Raw genomic sequence first — 21,785 nt, 5'->3', positions numbered from 1 at the left:
CCGGCCCGGCGCGGACGACCGGTCTCCGGCCACTCCCGCGCCTCGCTCAACAACTCCACCGCACCCGCCGACCAGTCCACATGCGGCGACGGCTCACCCAGATGCAATGTCCGCGGCAGGACACCCGCCCGCATCGCCATCACCATCTTGATCACGCCCGCGACACCGGAAGCGGCCTGCGTGTGGCCCACGTTGGACTTGACCGAGCCCAGCCACAACGGCCGGTCCTCCTCACGTCCCTGGCCGTACGTCGACAGGAGCGCGTGTGCCTCGATCGGGTCGCCGAGCGTGGTGCCCGTCCCGTGCGCCTCGACCGCGTCGACCTCCGCGGTCGACAGTCCGGCGCTGGCCAGCGCCTGACGGATCACCCGCTGCTGCGACGGACCGTTCGGAGCCGTCAACCCATTGCTCGCACCGTCCTGGTTCAGCGCCGAACCCCGCACCACGGCCAGCACCTGATGACCGTTGCGCCGGGCATCCGACAGGCGCTCCAGGACGAGAACGCCCACACCCTCGCCCCAGGCCGTGCCGTCCGCGTCCGCCGAGAACGGCTTGCAGCGGCCGTTCGCGGCGAGACCGCGCTGGAGGCTGAAGTCGATGAACGTCTCGGGGGTGGACATGACGGTCACACCACCGGCGAGCGCGAGGGAGCACTCGCCCTGGCGCAGGGCATGGGCGGCCCAGTGGAGGGCGACCAGGGAGGAGGAGCAGGCCGTGTCGATCGTGACGGCCGGGCCCTCCAGGCCCATCGTGTAGGCGACCCGTCCGGAGACCACGCTGCCGAGGGTGCCGTTGGCTATGTAACCCTCGACGTCCTCGGACATGCGGGCGTTTCCGGAGCCGTAGTCGGTCTGCATGACGCCGGCGAAGACGCCGGTCTGGCTGCCGCGCAGGCTGGTCGGGTCGATGCCCGCCCGCTCGATCGCCTCCCACGACGTCTCCAACAGCAGCCGCTGCTGCGGATCCATCGCCAGCGCCTCACGCGGCGAGATCCCGAAGAAGCCGGGGTCGAAGTCCGCCGCGTCGTGCAGGAAGCCCCCCTCACGGGTGTACGTCTTGCCGGAGACGCCCGGCCGCGGGTCGTAGATGTCGTCGATGTCCCACGCCCGGCTGTCGGGGAAGGGCGTGATGGCGTCGGTGCCCTCGGACACGAGCCGCCACAGGTCGTCGGGACTGCGGACGTCGCCGGGGTAGCGGCAGCCCATGCCGACGATCACCACGGGGTCGTCGTCGGTCCCGGTGACCGCGGGCGCCTCGGTGGGCGGCAGCGCGACGTCCGTGGCCGCTTGCTCGCCGACGAGGGCGACGATCACGTACTCGGCGAGGGCTTGGGGGGTCGGGTAGTCGAAGATCAGCGTGGCGGGGAGCCGCAGCCCCGTCTCCGCGTTCAGCCGGTTCCGCAACTCCACGGCCGACAGCGAGTCGAAGCCGATGTCGCTGAACGCCCGGCCCGGTTCGATCGCCCCCGCGCCGTCATGTCCCAGCACCGCCGCCACATGCGACCGCACCAATTCGAGCAACACCCGTTCACGCTCATCGGCACCCAGCGCCGCGAGCCGCCCCGCGAGGGACGCTTCGCCGCCTCCCGAGGCAGCCGCGCCGGCGCGGACGGCGCGTCGCGCCGGTCCGCCCACCAACGAACGGAACACCGCGGGCACCCCCTCCACGCGCGCCCGCAGCGCCCCCATGTCCAGACGCACGGGCAGCACCACCGGGGCGTCCACACCGAGCGCGGTGTCGAACAGTCCCAGCCCCTGTCCCACCGACAGCCCCAGCACCCCTGACCGATTCATCCGCGCAACGTCGCCCTCTGCGAGCGCGGCGCCCATCCCGGTGCCCTCCCACAGCCCCCACACCAAGGAGGAGGCCGGGAGACCCACGGTCCGCCGATGCACCGCCAGTGCGTCCAGGAACACGTTCGCCGCCGCGTAGTTGCCCTGGCCCGCCCCGTCCACGACACCAGCGACGGACGAGAACATCACGAAGGCGGAGAGGTCCAACTCCCGTGTCAGTTCATGCAGATACCAGGCCGCGTCCGCCTTCGGGCCGAGCACTCCGTCGAGGCGCTCCGGTGTCAGGGAGCCCAGCACACCGTCGTCGACCACACCGGCCGTATGCACGACCGCCGACAGCTCCGCACCCAGACCACCCACCACGCCCGCCAGCGCGGCCCGATCACTCACGTCACACGCCACGACCTCCACCCGCGCGCCCAACTCTGACAGCTCGGCCACGAGTTCGACCGCTCCCGGCGCCTGACCGCCCCGCCGGGACAGCAGCACCAGACGCTCCACCCCGTGCGACACCACCAGATGCCGGGCCACCACCGCACCCAGACCACCCGTACCACCCGTCACCAACACCACACCGGCATTCGTCTCGGCGCCCCACGGTGATGTGGGCATGGTGAGGGCGACCTTGCCGATGTGGCGCGCCTGGGCCATGTGGCGGAAGGCGTCGGGAGCGTGGCGGACATCCCACGTTCGGATGGGCAGGGGCCGCAACGCTCCGCTGTCGAAGAGGGCGAGCAACTCCCGGAGAATCTGCTGGAGTCGGTCGAGGTCCGCCTCGAAGAGGTCGAAGGCGCGGTAGCGCACACCGGGGTACTGCCCTGCCACCTGCTCGGGGTCGCGGACGTCGGTCTTGCCCATCTCGGCGAAGCGTCCGCCGTGAGGCAGCAGGCGCAGGGACGCGTCGACGAACTCGCCGGTGAGGGAGTCCAGGACGACATCGACACCACGGCCACCCGAGGTGTCGAGGAACTTTTGCTCGAACCCGGTGTCCCGGGAGGAGGCGATGTGGTCGTCGTCGAGTCCGACGGCACGCAGGGCGTCCCACTTGGCGGGACTGGCCGTTCCGTACACCTCGGCGCCGAGATGCCGGGCGAGCTGCACCGCGGCCATGCCGACGCCACCGGCCGCGGCATGCACGAGGACCGACTCGCCGCAGCGCACCTCGGCGAGGTCCACCAGGCCGTAGTAGGCGGTGGAGAACACGAGCGGGACGGTGGCGGCCTGCGCGTAGGACCAGCCGCGCGGGATCGGTACGAGGGTGCGGTGGTCGGTGACGGCGTGCGGGCCGAAGGCCGTGTCGAAGAGGCCCATGACGCGGTCGCCGGGCGCGAATCCGGTGACTCCCGGACCGACCTCCGAGACGATGCCGGCCGCTTCCCCACCGATGTCCGCCTTGGTCGGGTACATACCGAGGGCGACGAGGACGTCGCGGAAGTTGACGCCCGCGGCACGGACGGAGACGCGTACCTGCCCCTCGGCGAGCGGGTGCCGGTCGGCGTCGCCGGGAATGAGGGCGAGGTTGTCCAGGGTGCCCTGCTTCAGGACGTCCAGGCGCCAGCTCGTGGCGTCCGAGGGCGGCACGAGCCCGGTGTCCGTGGCGGCCCGGACCAGGCGGGGGGCGTACAGGTTCCCCTTGCGCAGGGCCAGTTCGGGTTCGTCCACGGAGGTCACGACGGCCAGGGCGGTGCGCGACGGCTCGGTGTCGTCGATGTCGACGAGGCGGATGCGGTCGGGGTTCTCGGCCTGCGCGGAGCGGAGCAGGCCCCACACGGGAGCCAGGGCCAGGTCGGGACCGCCGGCCGGGGCCATGTCCACGGACACGGCGGCGCGGGTGATGACGACGAGCCGGCTGGTGGCGAGGCGCTCGTCGTCGAGCCAGGTCCGGACGAGCCGCAGCGCCGCGTCGACCGTGGCGCGGACGGCGGTGGGCACGCCGGTGTCCGGGACAACCGGTGACGACATGTGCGCGGCGACGACGTCGGGGGCGACGGCCCCCGCGTCGAGGGCGGCTCGGAGGCCGTCCAGGTCGTCGTGAGCGGCGCAGCGTACGCCGGCGTCGCCGAGTGTGGCCGCCAGGCCGGTCGCCTCCGGGCCCACGAGGCTCCAGACGCCGTCCGACGGGGTCGGCGCGGCCGTGACCGGGGTCCATTCCGTACGGAACAGCGCGTCGGGACCGCTCTGGGCGCCGCGCAGTTGTTCCGCGGAGACCGGGCGCAGGACGAGGGACCGCACGGTCGCTAGGGGCTGCCCGGTGGCGTCGGCGAGGTCGAGGGCGTAGCCGTCGCGCCCGGCGGCCGTGATCCGCACCCGCAGCGCGGACGCACCGGTGGCGTGGAGCGTCACTCCGGTCCACGCGAACGGCAGGCGCGTCTCGGCGGCCGAGTCGGGACCTCGCGGGTCCAGGTAGTCGGTCGCGTGCAGGGCGGCGTCCAGCAGCGCCGGGTGCAGCCCGAACCGCTGCGCGTCCGCCTGCGCGCCCTCGGGCAGGGAGACCTCCGCGAACACCTCGTCCGCACGCCGCCACACGGAGCGCAGGCCCTGGAACACCGGCCCGTAACCGTAACCGTGGTCCGCCAACACCTCGTACGCGTCGCTCACGTCGACCGCCTGCGCACCCGACGGCGGCCATACTTCCAGGCCCATGGCGTCGGTGTCGGCACCGCCCGCGAGGAACCCGGTGGCGTGCCGGGTCCAGGCCTCCTCGACGTGCTCGTCCTCGTCCTCGGCACGGGAGTACACGCTCACCGGGCGGACACCGGACTCCTCCGGCGGGCCCACGACGACCTGCACCTGTACGCCGCCACGCTCGGGCACGACCAACGGCGCCTCCAGCGTCAGCTCCTCCAGCCGGCCACAGCCGACCTGGTCACCCGCACGCACCGCAAGCTCGACGAACGCCGTACCCGGCAGCAGCACCACACCCGCGACCGCGTGATCGGCCAGCCACGGATGCGACTTCATGGACAGCCGCCCGGTCAGTACCGACCCGTCACCACCGGCCAGCCCCACCACCGCACCCACCAGAGGATGATCCGCCGCCGCCTGACCCAGACCGGCCGCATCCGTGACCTTCTGACCCGCCTCCAGCCAGAACCAACGCCGCTGGAAGGCATACGTGGGCAGCTCGACCCTGCGGCCGCCCGCCGTCAACGGCTCCCAACTCACGCCGATACCGCGGACGGTGAGCCGGGCCAGAGCGGTCAGGAACTCCCGCACCTCGTCCCGGTCCCGCCGCATCACCGGCACACACGCCACGTCCGCGTCCTCCGGCAGCACCTCACGGGCCATCCCGCTCAGCACACCGTCCGGACCCAGCTCCACGAACGACGACACACCCGCACCGACAAGGGCCTCCACACCGGAGCCGAAGCGCACCGCCTCCCGCACATGGCGCACCCAGTACTCCGGCACACACAGCTCCCGCGCCGACGCCACAGCCCCCGTCACGTTCGACACCACCGCGATCCGCGGAGCCTCGTAGTCCAGGACCTCGGCGACGCGACGGAACTCCGCGAGCATGGGCTCCATCAACGGGGAGTGGAAGGCATGGCTGACCTGGAGCTGTTTGGTCTTGGCCCCGCGCTCCCGCAGCGCCTCCACCACCGGCGTCACCGCGGCCTCCGCACCCGAGAGCACGACGGCGCGCGGCCCGTTCACCGCCGCGACGCCCGCACCCTCGACGCCTTCAAGGAGTTCGCGTACATCCGCCTCGGCGGCCTGGACCGCCACCATCACGCCACCCTCAGGCAACGCGTCCATCAACCGGCCCCGGGCCGCCACCAGCATCGCGGCGTCCTCCAGCGAGAACACCCCCGCCACATGCGCGGCCGCGATCTCGCCGACCGAGTGGCCCGCCACGAAGTCCGGGCGCACCCCGAACGACTCCACCAGCCGGAACAACGCCACCTCAACCGCAAACAGAGCGGCCTGGGCGTACACCGTCCGCGTCAGCAAGTCCGCCGCAGCACTGCCCGGCTCCGCGAACAGCACCTCACGCAACGGCAGCCCCACACCCTCCAAACCCACATCCAGCAAGTCACACGTCCGCTCCAACGACCGCGCGAACACCGGAAACGCAGCAGCCAGCTCCCGGCCCATCCCCACCCGCTGCGCACCCTGCCCCGTGAACAAGAACGCCAGCCGGCCCTCCACCACCCGCCCCGACACCACACCAGGCCCCTCCGAACCCGCCGCAAGCACCTCCAGCGCTTCCAGCAACTCCTCACGCGACGAACCCAGCACCACACCCCGATGCTCAAGCCCCGCCCGCGACACCCCCAACGAAAACGCCACATCGATGACCGACGCACCCACACCCCGCTGCTGCGCAGCCAACCGCTCCGCCTGCGCCCGCAACGCCCCCGCCGACCTGCCCGACACCACCCACGGCACCGGCAGTCCCTCGGGAGCCGTCGCCGCTTCCGGGACGGGTGCGGGGGCCGGCGGTTCCTCGATGATGACGTGGGCGTTGGTCCCGCTGATGCCGAAGGCGGAGATGCCGGCGCGGCGCGGGCGGTCGGCGGTGTCCCAGTCGCGGGTCTCGGTGAGGAGTTCGACCGCACCCATGGACCAGTCGACGTGCGGGGTGGGGGCGTCGATGTGAAGGGAGCGGGGCAGTTTTCCGTACCGCATGCCCATGAGCATCTTGATGAGGCTGGCGGCTCCGCCGGCGGCCTGGGTGTGACCGAGGTTGGACTTGATGGAGCCGAGCCAGAGGGGTCGGTCCTGGTCGCGGTCCTGGCCGTAGGTGGCGAGGATCGCCTGGGCCTCGATGGGGTCGCCGAGTCGCGTGCCGGTGCCGTGGGCCTCCATGGCGTCGACGTCCGCGGGGGTGAGGCCGGCGTTGGCGAGGGCTTGGAGGATGAGGCGCTGCTGGGACGGGCCGTTCGGGGCGGTGAGTCCGTTGCTCGCGCCGTCCTGGTTGATGGAGGAGCCCTTGACGATGCCGAGGACGGGGTGGCCGTTGCGGCGTGCGTCACAGAGGCGCTCGACGACGAAGATGCCGACGCCCTCGGAGAAGCCGGTGCCGTCCGCGGCCGCGGCGAAGGGCTTGCAGCGGCCGTCGGCGGCGAGGCCGCGCTGGCGGCTGAAGGCGGCGAACATGCCGGGGTTGCCCATGACGGTCACACCGCCGGCCAGCGCGAGGGAGCACTCGCCCTGGCGCAGGGAGTGGGCCGCCAGGTGGAGGGCGACGAGCGAGCCGGAGCAGGCGGTGTCGATGGTGACCGCGGGGCCTTCCAGGCCGAGGCTGTAGGCGACGCGGCCGGAGGCGACGCTGGGGGCGTTGCCGGTCATGAGGTAGCCGTCCAGGCCTTCGGGGGCCTCGTGGACGCGGGTGCCGTACTCGTGGACCTCGGCGCCGATGAAGACGCCGGCCTTGCTGCCCTGGAGGGAGCCGGGGTCGATGCCGGCGCGTTCGAACGCCTCCCAGGCCGTCTCCAGGACGAGGCGCTGTTGCGGATCCATGGCGAGGGCCTCGCGCGGTGAGATCCCGAAGAAGTCGGCGTCGAAGCCGCCTGCGTCCTCCAGGAAGCCGCCCTCGCGGACGTAGCTCTTGCCCGGCTTGCCGGGGTCGGGGTCGTAGATGCCCTCGACGTCCCAGCCGCGGTTGGTGGGGAACCGGGTGAGGACCTCGCCTTCGTCCATGACGAGCTGCCAGAGGTCCTCGGCGGAGTTGATGCCGCCGGGGAAGCGGCAGCCGATGCCCACGATGGCGATCGGTTCGTCGTCGGCGGCCGTGCCGGCGGCGACGGGCAGGCGGGTCTCATGACCGAGGCCGAAGGCGAGGCGTCGGATCTGCTCGGCGACGAGGGCCGGGGTGGGGAAGTCGAAGGCGACCGTCACCGGGAGATCCAGGCCGGTGTCGTCGGCCAGCCGGGCGTGCAGGTCCACGACGGCGAGGGAGTCGAAGCCCAGTTCGAGGAAGGGGCGTTGTACGTCGACCGTGTCGGGGGTGAGCGGTGCCACGGCCCGCAGCGCGGCGACGGTGTGCCGGTGCACGAGGTCGAGGACGGCCTGTTCCTGTTCGGCGGCCGACAGGTCCTCCAACTGCCTGGCCAGTGCCGGTCGCGGGTCCGCGGACTCATCCGAAACAGGTGCGGTTTCAGGAACGATGTACTCGGACTCGCTCATTCGCTTACTCCTCGCTAGGGCGGGCGACGACACACGTGAAGAAGGGGCGCAGGGAAAAGTGCGGGAACGCCCGCGTCGGGCGTTCCCGGGGTGGTGCGGGGTGGTGCCGCGAGGCGGTGCTACGCGGGGGTGGCGGGTGTGCGGTGGTGTTCCAGGCGGGACGCGGAGACGACCCGGCCGTCCTGGAGCACCACTTCGACCGGTGCGGGCCTGCCGAGGAACATCAGGAGGCTCGCGGTGACGCCGTAGGCGCCGGCGTTCGGCACGGTGACGAGGTCCCCGGGTACGAGCCGCGGGAGGGGGATCTCGCGGCCGAGGATGTCGCCGGGGGTGCACAGGGGGCCGGCGAGGCTGGCGACGTCGTCGAGTGCGTCGGCGTCGGCGGCGCCGGTGGTCTCGGGCTCCACGGCCACCGGCAGCAGCCGGCCGAGTCCTGACATCCCGCCGAAGGTGTTGATCCCGGCGTCGAGGACGACGAATTTCCGGCCCCGGCTGACCTTGGTGTTGACGACCCGGCTCAGCAGAGCCCCGCTTCCGCTGACCTGGTAGCGGCCGGTCTCGACGGCGATCCGCGGCGCCCCTTCCCGCCAGTGCGGGAAGGAGGCGTCGAGGGCGGCCGTGAGTGCCGCGCGCAGCCGTCGGTAGACGGGGCGGTCGCCGGGGGCCCCGTAGGGGGCGGCGAACCCTCCTCCTATGTCGAGGAGTTCCATCGGGATGCCGTTGTCCTCGGCGAGGTGTGCCGCGGTCTCGATGGTGTGCTGGAACTCCCCGATCAGGCTGTCCTCGTCGCGGGCGTTGCTGAGGGGGAAGAAGTGCATGCCGACGATGCGGGTGCCGGGTACGGCCAGGAGGTCCGCGGCGGCGTCGGCGAGGGTTTCGCTGTCGATGCCGAACTGGGAGGGGGTGCCGGTCATCCGGATGCTGGTGGTGGCGCTGGCGGTGGCGCTGTTGATGCGCAGCAGGCATCGGGCGACGGTGTCGTGGCGCAGGGCCGCGGCACCGATGTGCTGGAGGTCGGTGTGCGACTCCACGGAGAAGGTGCGTACCCCCTTGCCGATCGCCTCGTCGAGTTCGGCGTCCGTCTTGCCGGGGCCGGTGTAGAGGCAGTCGGCGGCACGGTAGCCCGCGGTGAGGGCCGCGGCGAGTTCGCCGACGGAGCTGATCTCCGCCCGGCACTCCGGGCCGTTGTCGTCACGCAGGGCGCCGGCGACCTGGGGGTGGGGGTTCGCCTTGAGGGCGTAGTAGACCAGGACCTCGTCGGGAAGGGCGGTACGCAGGTCGCGGCGGGCCTCGGTGATCCGGTCCAGGTCGTAGACGTAGAGCGGGGTGCCGTACCGCTCGGCGAGGTCCTCGTAGCGGGTCACCGGTCGCCCCCGTCGACGAGTCGGGCCAGTTGTCCGCGTTCGGTCTTGCCGTTCAGGCTGAGCGGGAAGTCGTTGACGATGTGACAGGTCGCGGGGACCTTCGCGGCTTCGAGGCGTTCGGCGAGCCCGCGCAGCACGTCGTGCGGCGCGAGCTCCGAGGCGACGACGAGAGCCAGGTCACGGGTGTCGGTAGGGGGCAGGGCCACCGCGGCGGTGACGCCGGGGATGTCGAGGGCCGCCGCCTCGATCTCGACGGTGCTCATACGGGTGCCCTTGCGCTTGAACATGTCGTCGCGCCGGCCGGCGAAGTAGAGGAAACCGTCCTCGTCGAGGTGTCCGTAGTCGCCGGTGTGCAGCCGCATGGCGCCGGTGCGTTCGTCGCGTCGGTAGGCACGGGCGGTGAGTTCAGGGGCTCGCCAGTAGCCGGCCATGACGTGGGGTCCGGTGACCGTGATCTCGCCGGGTTCACCCGGCGGGAGGGTCCGGCCGTCCTCGTCGAGGATCTCCACGGAGGTGCCGGGCAGGGGCAGACCGACGGAGTGGGGTCGTTCGTGCTCCAGGTGCGGCGGCATGATCGAGATGCGTTTGCACTCGGTCTGGCCGTACATGCGGACGATCTGGGCGCGGGGGAACGCCTCGCGGAGCTTGTCGATGGTGACCTGGGGAAGGGCGGCGGCGCTGTTGGTGAACATGCGCACAGTGGGTGCGCCTTCGGGGTCGCGTCGCGCGAGGGTGGTCAGCATGCTCGCGAGGGACGGCACGATCGGCATCATCGTGGCGCCGGTCTCGCGCATCGACTTCAGCAGGGCGATGTCCGGCTCGTTCCCGGCGAGGACGAGCTGGGCGCCCGTGAGCGCGGAGATGAGCACTTTGTACAGGCCGAAGTCCCAGGAGACGGACATGCGGCAGAACACCACGTCGTCGTGGTGGTAGCCGAGGACGGCGTTGATGGAGGAGGCCGCGAAGGCGACCTGCTGGTGGGGACAGGCGACGGCCTTGGGGGCCGCCGTGCTGCCGGAGGTGTAGATGAGGACGGCCAGGTCCTCGGGCGAGACCGCGACGGTCTCGGCGCCGGCCTTCTCGGCGCGCAGCCGCTCCACGTCCGGCCACAGGGTGTCGAGCGCGAACACGGGCAGGTCGGTGAGGTCGTGCAGCCTTGCGGCGGCGGTCTCGTCCTGGGCGATGACGAGCCGGGGGTCGGCGTCGGCGATGACGGAGCCGAGATGGAAGGGCTTCATGCCCGGGTTGAGGGGCACGAAGACGATGCCGCGGCGGCAGGCGCCGAAGAACACGGCGACCGTCTGCCGGACGTTCGGCAGCTGGACGACGATGCGCTCGCCGTGGGCGATGCCCTTCTCGTCGAGCCAGGCACTGAACGCCTGACTGTGGGCGAGCAGTTCCTCATAGGTCCAGGAACCGAACGCGTCCCCGACGGCCTGGGAATTCGGGAACGCCTTTCCGGAGTCTTCCAGAAAGTGGTGCACGAGCCCGCCATGACGCAGGTCGAGTTCGGCATTGTCGGACATCACCTGGGTCATGCTGCTCAATGCCGGTCTCCTGTCCGGTGAATGCGGATGAGGGTCTGAACAAGGCGCACGGCGAACTCCCCCGAATACGTCATTTGATGGCGAGGCTAGCCCGGTGCGAGCCGGCCGACATACCCCTAACGGCCCCTAGGAGCCCCTGTCGCGCGGGGCGGTGCGACGGGCGTGTTACCCGCTCCGGCAAGGAGCTCTTCGGCCCGTGCGGTGAGCGCCCGCCGGTCGGTCTTGCGGTTGGAATTCAGCGGCATTTCCTCGATGCGGTGGTAATGCCTCGGTACGACGCCGTCCGGCAGAGTGGCGCGGAGCAGTCCGGCGAAGCGGGCAGGTGCCACGGGTGCGGCGGCGGTGTAGAAGACGACGAGTTCCGTGCCCGCTGTGGTGGTGGCGCCGACGGTGACGGCCTCGTCGACGCCTTCGCACGCCTGGAGCGCGTGGTCGACCTCGGCCAGTTCGACGCGCCAGCCCTGGACCTGGACCTGCGCGTCCATCCGGCCGAGGTAGACCAGATCGCCTCCGGGAGCCAGCCGGACCCGGTCCCCGGTGCGGTACCAGCGGCGTCCGTCGTGCTCCAGGAATCTGCCGTGGTCGTCGGAGGGGTCGAGGTAGCGGCCGGCCATCTGGGGCCCGGTGACGCACAGTTCGCCGGTGTCGGGGTGCGGGCGGCCGTCGGGGTCGAGGAGGACGAGGTCGAGCCCCTTGTGGAGCGGGCCGATCGGGACCACGCCGTTGGCGCCGACGACCGGGGAGACCTCCGGTGACCACCGGTGGGCGGTGACGGTCACGGTCAGTTCCGTGGGGCCGTAGAGGTTCTCCACGAAGGACGCGGGCGCCGCGCGCTGCCAGTCGTCGGTGTCCGCGCATTTCAGGGCCTCGCCCGCGAACAGGCTCCAGCGCAGGGTGGGCAGGGAGCCCGGACGCAGGCCGCCCAGACGGCGGACGAGCGCGATGCCGCTGGGGGTGGAGAACCAGACGGTGACGCCCTGTTCCGTCAGGTGTGCCGGCAGGTCCCGGTAGGCCTGCGGCGGGATCTGGGCGACGCTCGCGCCCGAGCCCCAGGCGCTGAACATGTCGAACAGGGAGCAGTCGAAGTTGAGGTCGAAGGTCTGGGTGAAGACGTCCTCGGCGGTGAAGTCGTAGCGGGTGTCGAGGACCTGGAAGTAGTGGGCGAGGTTCCCGTGGCTGAGCGGCACGCCCTTGGGCCGCCCGGTGGAGCCGGAGGTGAACAGCACGTAGGCCGTGTCGTCGGGGTTCACGGGCCGGGGCGCCGTCAGGGTGTGGCGCTCGTCCACCTCCACGGGGCGGCCCGCGGTGTGCTCCCGCGCCGGGTCGTCGTCGGCGGCGAGGACGAGGGTGTCCGGCCGCTCGGCGAGCAGTTCGGGGAGCAGGCGCCGGCCCTCGGCGTCCGTGATCAGGGCGGTGACCTCGGCGGCTCGCATCATCTCGGCCGTGCGGGCGACGGGGAAGTCGGGCCGCAGCGGCACCACGGCCGCGCCCGCGCACAGGGCGGTCAGGATGCCCTGGTAGGCGGGTATCCCCTTGGCTGCCAGCACCCCTATCGCCGTCGGCGCCTCCGCCGTGGCGTGCAGCAGGGCACCGGCCTGGCGCAGGGCGGTGCGGTGGGCGTCGGCATAGGTCACCGTCCGCCCGCCGGACCGCACCGCCGGCCGTTCGGGTGCGCGGGCGAGCCCTCGCAGGAAGCGTGCGTACAGTGCGTGGTCGGCGGCGTCCATGGTTCCTCCGTGGGGCCGGGTGGCGGTCGTGCGTGGGGGCCGGGGTCCTCGCTCCGGGGCTGGGCGGGCTTCCGGGGGGCTCGGCGGGGGCCGAGGGTCAGGGGCGTGGTTCGGCCAGGGCCGAGAGGGTCTTCCACAGCACGCCGGGGGTTTCGAAGGTCTCCTTGGTCAGGGCCTCGTCCTGGAAGTGGACGCCGTAGGTGTGCTCCAGCTCGGCGAGGAGCTCGACGGTGCCGAGCGAGTCGAGGCCGACGTCGCGCAGGCTGACGTCCCGCTCCAGCGGCTGGTCGGCGGCGAGGAAGGGCAGGTAGCGGCGGAGCAGGGTCTCGAAGCGGTCGTCCCACATGGGAGCTCCTTTCGGCCCCGGTCGACGGGGCACGTGTCTTGGCCGGTCAGGCGGCGGCGGTGCCGCGCGGGCGGGGCTGGAGGGCGAGGCGGGGGGTGGCGGCGACGACCTCGAACGCGCGGGTCGTCGTCCCGACGCGTCCGAAGAGGCTGTCGGGTCCCGCGACGCAGACGCGGGTGACGCCCTGGTCCCGCAGCGAGGCGACGACGTCGGGCCAGCGCAGGGGACGTACGAAGCTCTCCAGGAGCATCGCGCGCACTTGTTCGCCGGTCGTCAGCAGCTCCCCGTCCTGGTCGGCGACGACGGGCAGCGCCGGGTCGTGGAAGGTGAGACCGCCGACGACCTCCTCCTCCGCCTTGCGGCGCAGACCACCGAAGGCGGCGGCGTGCATGGGCGGCCGCATGGCGTAGAGAGGCATGGCGCCGGCCGCCCGCAGACGGCTCTCCAGCCAGGCGCTGTTGCGCTCGTGCAGGGTGAGCATGAAGAAGTCGTGGTCGATGTGGCAGGAGATCTCGTGCCATTCGCCGCGCTCGTCGAGTTCGGCGAGGATCTCGTCGAGCCGCTCCCTGGGTGCCCGGACGAATGAGTGGGTCACGACGCCGGTGTGCTCGGTGCGGAAGTACTCGTCCATGCAGCGGGCGAGCCCGGCCGTCATGCGCACCGCGTCGGCGAAGTCGAGGGCGCCGCTGTAGGCGGCGACGGACTTCTCACCGAAGCTCGCGCCGGTGCAGATCCGAGGGCTCACGCCGAGGGTCTGCTCGGCCCAGCGGGCCAGGGCCACGCAGTTCACGAGGAAGGCGATCTGGGCGTACTCGGAGTAGTCGCCCTCGGTTTCGCGGAAGTGGTCCACGAGGGAGTAGCCGAGCGTGTCGTCCGCCTCCGCGAGCAGTTCGCGGACCTGCCGGTTGGTCACCAGGAACCTGCCGACCTCGGCGAACGACGCGGGTCCCATACCGGGGAAGACCATGGCCGTCGCGCCGCTGTCCGCGCCCGGTCCGTACTGTGTCGTGTCCATGGTGGGCTCACACCAGACTTTCGAGATAGGAGAGCATGACCTGCTGGAACCGCTCGGGCTCCTCCAGGTGCGGTACATGGCTGGAGTTCTCCAGCACCTCCTGCCGCACGTCCGGCACGAGGTCGAGGAACGGCTGGACCGTGGCCTGGGTCGCCTCGTCGTGCCGTCCCGTCAGGACGAGCGTGGGCACGGCGATGTCGGGCAGGCAGTACTCCACGGACCAGTCGCGCAGGGTGCCGATCACGTGGAACTCGTTGGGCCCGTTCATCGTGAAGTAGACGGTGGGATCGTTGTAGATCTCCATGAAGGTGGCGCCGAAGTCCCGCGGCCAGGGCACGATCCGGCAGACGTGCCGGTCGTAGAAGGCGCGCATGGCGTGGAAGTACGCCTCGCTGTCGGTGGTGCCCGCCTCCTCGTGCTCGATCAGCACCTTCTGGACGTCGACCGGCAGCAGTTCCCTCAGGCGTTTCATCTCCTGCAGCCAGATCCTCATGGAAGCCGGGGCGTTGGCGACGACCAGACCGCGCAGTCCGGCGGGACGGCGGGCCGCGTGCACCGAGCCGAGCATGCCGCCCCAGGACTGGCCGTAGAGGACGTAGTCGTCGGCGATGCCGAGCCTGTCGAGGAGGTTGTCCAGCTCGTCCTCGAACAGCTCGACGGTCCAGAAGTCCGCGCCGCGGTCCGGCAGATGGGTCGAACCGCCGTTGCCGATCTGGTCGTAGTGGACCACGGGCCAGCCGGCGTCGGTGAGGGACGTCATGGACAGCAGGTAGTCGTGCGTGCTGCCGGGACCGCCGTGGAGCAGCACCACCGGTGGTTTGCCGGAATGCAGGTCACCCGTGACGCGATACCAGGTCCGGTATTGACCGAATGGCACGGTCCCCTTGGCGCTCGGGGGCTTGGACATTCACACCACCTCACAGTTCGACTCGTCGGTCACGCTAGATGAGCGGCACAGCGCAGCAGACCCCTATCGGCCCCTAGCGTCGTGTGATTCCGTCCCCCTACGGACTGGTGCGCGGATGATCTCCGAGTGGACTCGGCCGGGGTGCGAGCGCGTCGTACGTCCGCTGCACGTAGGAAAGCGCGGTGAGGAGTTCCGAGGAGGAAACCGCGCGCACACCGCGCGTTTTCACGGCCTTTCCCAACGGCAGCATTCCGGTGTCCGCCCACCGCAGGCGACCGGTGTCGTCTATGTAACTCCGGCTGCGCCCCATGTTGTCGGGGTGGAGGCAATAGGGGATGTCCAGGTATCCCCGCTTGAAGCCGCGGAAGAGGGCACTGCCCACGTCCGGCCCGCAGTTCAAGACCGCCTCGACGAGGGCTCGGGCCTCCGCGTACGTGGCGGAGTCGGCGAAGTCCTCGCGGGCGGCGGGGCGGGGGGCCGCCCGGGCGACAGTGGCCGCGTGTTCGAGGGCGGCCACGTTGTCCGCGACGGTGGGGATGTGGTGCGCCTCGGCCGCCGTCTTGACGATCAGCCGCTCGGCCCCGGTGGCGACGGCGAGTTCGGCGGCGCGCCCGAGGAGGGCGTGGGCGCCCTGCGGAGTGGTCGGGTAGACGCCCATGTACGCGTAGACGACGATGTGGCAGTCGGCATCGGGCAGCAGTTCGGTGTGCAGCCGACGCAGGGCCCTCACCGCTTCCCGGTCCTGCTGCGGATGGGTCTGCTGGGCGTAGCTGAGGGAAATGCTGCGGATGCCGTGCTGCCGGAAGAAGAGCGCTTCGAGCACGCTGATCGCCACGAGTTGGCTGGGCGGGCACAGCTGCCCCAGCATGCAGCCGCCGAACGTCTCCAGGTGCGGTTCGCGCCCCAGGTCCCGCAACCGGGCGAACTCGTCGCACGAGCGGGCCCAGTTGCTCACCGACTGGTCGAGGGGGATACGCCCGTACGGCAGGCAGTACGAGACCGGGCCGCCCTCGGTGGCGTCCAGACCCACCCGGGTCAGCGCGCCGAAGATGGGCAGCGGCGTCGCGGATCCGTGCCGTACCTGGACGGGGAACTCCTCGTCCAGGATGCCGGCCAGCACCCGACGCGTCGTCGATTCCTCGTGGGTGACGAGGGGATAGCCGTTGAGGGCGATGCCGGACCGCAGGGCCTTCGCCGCGGCGTCGAAGTCGCCTACGCGCGTATAACTGTCCAGGGTGAGCGTGCCGACGGTGGTGGCGTCCGCCGCCCGGGTGGCCGCCAGCCCGGCACGCATCGCGTCCGGGGTCCCCATGCCCATGCGGGGCTGTACGACCAGTTCGCCCCGCCGGTGGGCGGCACGGACGAAGGCGCCGAATCCCGTCAAGACGCGACCCGTTGGGGCAGCGCCTCCAGGTAGTGGGCGAAGGACGTCACCGCGTCCGCGTCGTCGGGGAACACCGCGTCGAAGCCCGCCCAGGCCAGTTCCGCCGCCTGCTGGGACCGGCCCGATCCCGCCACCCCGAGCTTGCCGCCGATGACGACGGGGATGCCGTCGAGTTCCTCGCAGGCGCGCAGCGCGCGGATCACGCGCAGACCGTCCTGGTAGCCGTGGCCGTTGACGGTGCTGATCACGACGAGCACGGGGCGCCGGTCGCGGCACTCGGCGACGAGCAGGTCGTCGGGCACGCACGGCCCGAGGTTCACGACCTCGTGACCCCGTTCCTCGATCAGAAGCTGCAGGAAGACCAGGTTCCAGGTGTGCGAGTCGGACGCGACGCTGCTGATCAGCACGGGCCGCGCGCCGCCGCTCGGGAGGTGCGACAGGGGGTCCTGCGGCCGGTGGGCGGGGGCAGCGGTGGGCATCTGGCTGACGTGGGAGGGGTACATGTGGGTCAGGCTCCGTGTGGAAGGGGGACGGGAAGACGGGTGGCACGGCAGTGGATGCCGGTACCGGCCGGACATGCCGCCGAGCGGCGGTCACAGGGCAGCCCCTGCCCGGCCGCGAGACGGGACGGGGCGGGCCGGCCCCGGAATCGGGCAGGGGCTGCCGGCGCAGTGGCGGATCTGTCGTGGATCGGCCGTGGGTCGAGCGTGGATCGGTCGAGCGTGGGTCAGTCGAGCGTGGATCGGTCGAGCGTGGATCGGTCGAGCGTGGGTCAGTCGAGCCAGGCCGCCGGTGCCGGCCGGCCGTTGCCGATCGGCGGGAACAGCTCGTCGAGCCGGTCGCGGACGTCGTCGGTGAGCCGCAGGTCCAAGGTCTTGAGCGCGCCGGCCAGGTGCGCGGCGGTGCGTGGACCGATGACGGCGGCCGTGAGGCCGGGGCGGGACAGCAGCCAGGCCAGCGCCACCTGGGCCGGGTCGAGAGCGATCTCCTCGCACAGCTTCTCGTAGTGCGAGATGACGTCGCGGCGGGTCTCCAGAGCGAGGACCGCGCGGCCCTGCGCGGTCTTCACCGCGGTCCCCTCCTCCAGCTTGCGCAGCGCTCCGCCGAGCAGTCCGCCGTGCAGTGGCGACCAGGCGAGGACCCCGATGCCGTGGGCCTGGGCGGCGGGCACGACCTCGGTCTCCACGAAGCGGGTCGCGAGGTTGTAGACGCACTGCTCGGAGACGATGCCGAGGAAGTTGCGGCGGGCGGCCGCGGCCTGGGCGTCGGCGAGGTGCCAGCCGGCGAAGTTGGACGACCCCACATAGCGGATCTTGCCCTGGTGCACGAGGGTCTCCATGGCCTGCCACACCTCCTCCCAGGAGGCCGACGGGTCGACGTTGTGCATCTGGTACACGTCGATCCAGTCGGTGCGCAGCCGCCGCAGCGAGTCCTCGCAGGAGGCGACGATGTGACGCGCCGACAGCCCTTGGTCGTTGGGCAGATCGCTCATCGGGTTGCAGACCTTGGTGCCGAGGACCACGCGCTCGCGCCGTCCGCCGCCCTGCGCGAACCAGTCCCCGATGATCTCTTCGGTGAGTCCCTTGTGGACCTGCCAGCCGTACTGGTTGGCGGTGTCGAAGAAGTTGATGCCCTGCTCCAGAGCCTCGTCCATGAGGGCGAACGCCTCGTCGCGCGTGGTGCGGACGCCGAGGTTGAGCGTGCCCAGGCACAGCGGGCTCACGTTCAGTGCCGTACGTCCGAGCTTCCGGTAGAGCATCGTCACCCTTTCAGGGACCCGGCGGAATGAGGAGGGGGGTGGTGCGGCGGTGTGCCACGGCGGGTCAGAGGTCCCGCGGTGCGCCGGAGAGGCTGTGCAGGCAGGCGATGAGACTGCGGGCCTGGACGTTGACGTAGTGGCTGTGCCGGAGCAGGCCGACCATCTGGTGGAGCGCCATCCAGCGGAAGTCCGGGGCGAGTTCTGGTGTGACCTCGATGTCGGACTCGACCACGAGATAGCGGTTCTGGGCGTGGTAGAAGCGGCCGCCCTCCTCGGACAGGATCGTCTCGAAGAGCACCTGTTCGGGGCGGGCGGACAGCACGTGGTTCAGGAAGGCCGGCCGGGCCGCCGGGGGCAGTCCCTCGTAGTTCGTCGGGGTGCACATGACGGTGGGCGAGAGCTCCACGACGTCCAGGTAGCCGGGCTCGACGCGGGCGTGCGCCAGGACGTGCAGGACGCCCTCGATCCGCTTGACCAGGAAGGCCACGATGCCGACGCCGGCGGGCGCGATCATGGGCTGGGTCCACTCGCGCACCTCCCGGTCGCCGTCGGTCTGGACGTGCACGCCCATGACGTCGAAGAACCGGCCGGTGTCGTGGGAGATCGTGTACGCCGTGCGCCGCCAGCTCCGCACCTCACGCAGGGGGACGAGCCGGGTGCGCACCTCGTGCCGGGTGCGGGCGTCGGTGATCCAGCTGAGGATGTCGCCGGTGCTGTGCAGACTGCCGTGGTCCTCGCTGCACGAACGCAGGATGGGCAGCCGCAGCTCGCCCCCGGGCCCGGGCAGTTGCTCGGCAAGCTGGGACCCGGAGAACGGCAGACAGGACAGCACGGTCCGGGTGTCCATGTTGATCAGGTCGTCGATGGCGAGCAGGCGGTGCAGCTGGCCGATGGTGAGCCACATGAACGCCTCGTGCGGCGTGACGTCCTCGTCGGTCTCCACGACCATGTTCCGGTTGCGCTTCTGGAAGAACCACGAGCCCTGCTCGGACTGCAGCGCGTCCGTCATGACGCTGTGCCCCGCGGTGTCCTGGAAGTACGACAGGTACGGCACGGCGTTGCCCTGGTGCACACGGGTGTAGTTGCTGCGGGTCGCCTGGACCGTCGGGGAGAGCTGAAGGCCGCCGCGGTTGCCCGGCTCCATCTTGGCCTGCATCAGACAGTGCAGGACGCCGTTGAACTCCTTGACCAGAACTCCGAGAATCCCGATCTCCGGCTGGTTGATGATGGGCTGCGACCAGTGGGGGATCGGCGCCCCCGGCAGTTCGACGGAAAGTCCCTGCACACTGAAGAACTTCCCGCTCTGATGCCCGATGTCGTGGGTGTCGGGGTCGGTGCTCCAGCCGACCATGTCGTCGAGGGGAATCCTGTGGACCCGGGCAGTCCTTTTGCCGCGCTCGGCGAACCAGGCATGGAATTCGGCAAGGCTGTGGAGCGCGCCCTTGTCGACAATACTCACCGACCTGGCGATACGAACCGCGAGCGACTCGTCGCCGGAACGGGTGGGCAGGGGCGTCGACAATGTCTCGGCCACGGAGGTCTCCTTATGGACGGCGGCCATGCGGAACTCATCGAGATTTCCCGGAATGTGTCGGCACTCTTCGTGTTCACAGCGGCTGTTCGTGCTGTGTCACGCTCACCGGCGGGCTGCACCCGACGCTAGCTTCGGCGGCCCGGCCGCGTCAGCGGGACCGGGGCCCCTTAGGGGGGTGGTTAGGGGCTTGCGGGGCCGGTCGCCCAGGCGGGTGGGCGGGCGCAGGGGTTGAGGCTAGGGGCTGGTGAACGGAACGATGAACAGGTGGATGATTCCCCTGTGTTCCGCGAACCCCTGCACGTGGGTCGCCCCAATCTGGGCAGTCGCGCGCGTCTGACGGAGAGACTGGACGGAGCGCTCGACCGGCTCTATCTCACCAACGGCCCGCTGGTCCGTGAATTCGAGGAGAAACTCGCCGAAGTCGCAGGAGTAGGTCACTGTGTCGCCGTGTGCAATGCCACGGTCGGCCTCCAGGTGGCGGCGAGGGCCGCGGGAATCCGGGCCGGCGACGAGGTCATCGTGCCCGCTTTCACCTGGGTGGCCACGGCGGCGGCGCTGGACTGGATCGGAATTGTTCCGGTCTTCTGCGATGCCGACGAGAAGACGGGAAACCTCGACCCCTTCGAGGTCGAGGCGCTGATCGGCCCACGCACCCGCGGAATCATGGGAGTCCATGTATTCGGTCGTCCGTGCGCGGTGGACGAACTCACCGACATCGCCGACCGGCACGGTCTGCCGCTGCTGTTCGACGCGGCCCACGCGATCGGCTGCACGTACAAGGGCCGGCCCGTCGGCGGTTTCGGCGTGGCCGAGGTCTTCAGCTTCCACGCCACGAAGTTCGTCAACAGTTTCGAGGGCGGCGCCATCGTCACCCGGGACGCCGAGCTCGCCGAACACTGCCGCGAGTTGCGCAACTTCGGCATCACCTCCGGGGGTGAGATCAGGTCCGGCGGCACGAACGCCAAGATGAACGAGGCGGCGGCCGCGATGGGACTGACGTCCCTGGAGGTCATGGACGAGCTGATCCACGTCAACACGCTCAACCACCGGCGCTACGAGAAGGGCCTCGAAGGGCTGGCGGGCGTCCAGGTGCGGGGCCAGGCCGAGGGTGAGCGTGCCAACCACCAGTATCTGGTGATCGAGATCGACGCCGCGGCCGCGGGCATCCACCGCGACGAGGTGCATGCCGCGCTCGGCGCCCAGAACGTGCTGTCCCGCCGCTACTTCCACCCCAGCTGCCATCAGGTGGAGCCCTACAGGAGTGATGCCGCCCGGCACGCTCCGCGACCCCTGCCGCGCGCGGAGGCCCTCGCGGAGCGCGTGCTCGCCCTCCCGACGGGCAGCGCCGTCGGGCCGTCGGAGATCGACAAGGTCTGCGACATCGTCCGGCGCTGCGTCAGCGCCCGAACCCCGGCCAGGTGACCCATGTACGACGAGGAATTCGCCCGTGTCTACGACGACATCTACCGACGGCACAAGGACTACGCCGGTGAGGCCGACCGCATCCGCGAACTGGCCCTCGAACACCGCCCGGACGCGTCCAGCCTGCTGGACGTCGGCTGCGGCACCGGGGAGCATCTGGCCCATCTGAGGGGACACTTCGACGTGGCCGGCGTGGATCTGTCGTCGTCCATGATCGGTATCGCCGAGGCCAAGCTTCCCGGGGTGCCCCTGCTCCAGGACGACATGCGCACCTTCGGCCTGGAGCGAACCTTCGACGTGGTCTGCTCGATGTACAGCTCGGTGGGCTACCTTGCGTCGGCTCACGATCTGTTCGCCGCCGTCAAGAACATGGCGCACCACCTGCGTCCGGGCGGCGTGCTGATCGTCGAACCCTGGATCCTGCGCGAGGACTGGAACGGCGGCGTCCTCGTGGAGGCCGGCTTCGAGAACGCGGGCGGCAAGGTCGTCCGGATGGGCCGCTGGACCACCAGGGAAGGGCGCAGCCACGTGGAGATGCACTATCTCGTCGCAACGGGTTCCGAGCCGGTACGGCACTTCGTGGACGTGCAGGAGCTGTCGTTGTTCTCCCGCGAAGAGTACGAGACGGCGTTCCGGTCGGCCGGCTGTGCGGTGGAGCACCGACCCGACGGCTACGCGGACCGCGGGATCTTCGTCGGGGTGCGCCAGTCCTAGGACACGTCGCGGGTGCGCGACGTCGGTGCCGTCAGGGGCGGTGGGGGGGTGGGTGGGTGGGGACGGGGGTGGGCCCCCCCGCCCCCCCCCCAACAACCGCGTTGCTCCGCACCAACCAACAGCCCCCCCCGCCGCAAATCA

13 protein-coding genes are annotated in these 21,785 nt (G+C 71.0%); 2 read left to right on the top strand and 11 right to left on the bottom strand.

The genetic code is table 11. The annotated features are described in order from the left end of the window. The 11 genes from ACZ7LV_RS38420 to ACZ7LV_RS38370 form a co-directional block, all read right to left on the bottom strand. Window positions 1-7,925, bottom strand: a 7,925-nt coding sequence (locus ACZ7LV_RS38420; protein WP_471946008.1) for an SDR family NAD(P)-dependent oxidoreductase, incomplete at its 3' end; no start/stop codon positions are given. 119 nt (window positions 7,926-8,044) lie between these two features. Beyond that, window positions 8,045-9,289 (bottom strand): type III PLP-dependent enzyme domain-containing protein, encoded by a 1,245-nt coding sequence (locus ACZ7LV_RS38415; protein WP_471946007.1) that lies wholly within the window; start codon window positions 9,287-9,289, stop codon window positions 8,045-8,047. Beyond that, the gene (locus tag ACZ7LV_RS38410; RefSeq protein ID WP_471946010.1) at window positions 9,286-10,827 is read right to left on the bottom strand and encodes an AMP-binding protein; all 1,542 of its coding nucleotides are present in this window, start codon (window positions 10,825-10,827) and stop codon (window positions 9,286-9,288) included. Before ACZ7LV_RS38410 ends, ACZ7LV_RS38415 begins: the two co-directional genes overlap by 4 nt. A 125-nt stretch (window positions 10,828-10,952) precedes the next feature. Beyond that, entirely contained in the window at window positions 10,953-12,563 is a 1,611-nt protein-coding gene (locus tag ACZ7LV_RS38405; RefSeq protein WP_471946006.1) for an AMP-binding protein, read from the bottom strand. Between the two features lie 97 nt (window positions 12,564-12,660). Next, entirely contained in the window at window positions 12,661-12,909 is a 249-nt protein-coding gene (locus ACZ7LV_RS38400) for a phosphopantetheine-binding protein (RefSeq protein WP_471946005.1), read from the bottom strand. A gap of 46 nt (window positions 12,910-12,955) precedes the next feature. Next, a complete protein-coding gene (locus ACZ7LV_RS38395; protein WP_471946004.1) occupies window positions 12,956-13,924 on the bottom strand; it encodes an ACP S-malonyltransferase in 969 nt (322 codons plus the stop codon). A gap of 7 nt (window positions 13,925-13,931) precedes the next feature. Continuing rightward, complete coding sequence (locus ACZ7LV_RS38390; RefSeq protein WP_471946003.1) at window positions 13,932-14,831, bottom strand: proline iminopeptidase-family hydrolase; 900 nt, start codon at window positions 14,829-14,831, stop codon at window positions 13,932-13,934. Between the two features lie 97 nt (window positions 14,832-14,928). Next, entirely contained in the window at window positions 14,929-16,215 is a 1,287-nt protein-coding gene (locus ACZ7LV_RS38385) for a methylaspartate mutase (RefSeq protein WP_471946002.1), read from the bottom strand. After that, on the bottom strand, window positions 16,212-16,694 hold the full coding sequence (locus ACZ7LV_RS38380) for a cobalamin B12-binding domain-containing protein (protein ID WP_471946009.1): 483 nt from the start codon (window positions 16,692-16,694) through the stop codon (window positions 16,212-16,214). The genes ACZ7LV_RS38385 and ACZ7LV_RS38380 overlap by 4 nt, the downstream gene beginning before the upstream one ends. Before the next feature lie 293 nt (window positions 16,695-16,987). Further along, on the bottom strand, window positions 16,988-17,974 hold the full coding sequence (locus ACZ7LV_RS38375; RefSeq protein WP_471946001.1) for an aldo/keto reductase: 987 nt from the start codon (window positions 17,972-17,974) through the stop codon (window positions 16,988-16,990). A 64-nt stretch (window positions 17,975-18,038) separates the two neighbouring features. After that, window positions 18,039-19,535 carry an NDP-hexose 2,3-dehydratase family protein gene (locus ACZ7LV_RS38370; RefSeq protein ID WP_471945999.1) on the bottom strand — a complete coding sequence of 499 codons (1,497 nt, stop codon included), beginning with the start codon at window positions 19,533-19,535 and terminating at the stop codon, window positions 18,039-18,041. Window positions 19,536-19,772: 237 nt separating this feature from the next. Between ACZ7LV_RS38370 and ACZ7LV_RS38365 the strand changes: the two genes are divergently transcribed. Then, the gene (locus ACZ7LV_RS38365; RefSeq protein WP_471945998.1) at window positions 19,773-20,930 is read left to right on the top strand and encodes an aminotransferase class I/II-fold pyridoxal phosphate-dependent enzyme; all 1,158 of its coding nucleotides are present in this window, start codon (window positions 19,773-19,775) and stop codon (window positions 20,928-20,930) included. A 3-nt stretch (window positions 20,931-20,933) separates the two neighbouring features. Then, window positions 20,934-21,644, top strand: coding sequence for a class I SAM-dependent DNA methyltransferase (locus ACZ7LV_RS38360; protein WP_471945997.1), 711 nt, complete (start codon window positions 20,934-20,936; stop codon window positions 21,642-21,644). Window positions 21,645-21,785 lie beyond the last annotated feature (141 nt).

The sequence above is a fragment of the Streptomyces sp. NPDC107562 genome (assembly GCF_055657325.1).
The sequence above is the reverse complement of the archived record's forward strand: the minus strand, read 5'-3'. Positions and strand labels throughout refer to the sequence as shown.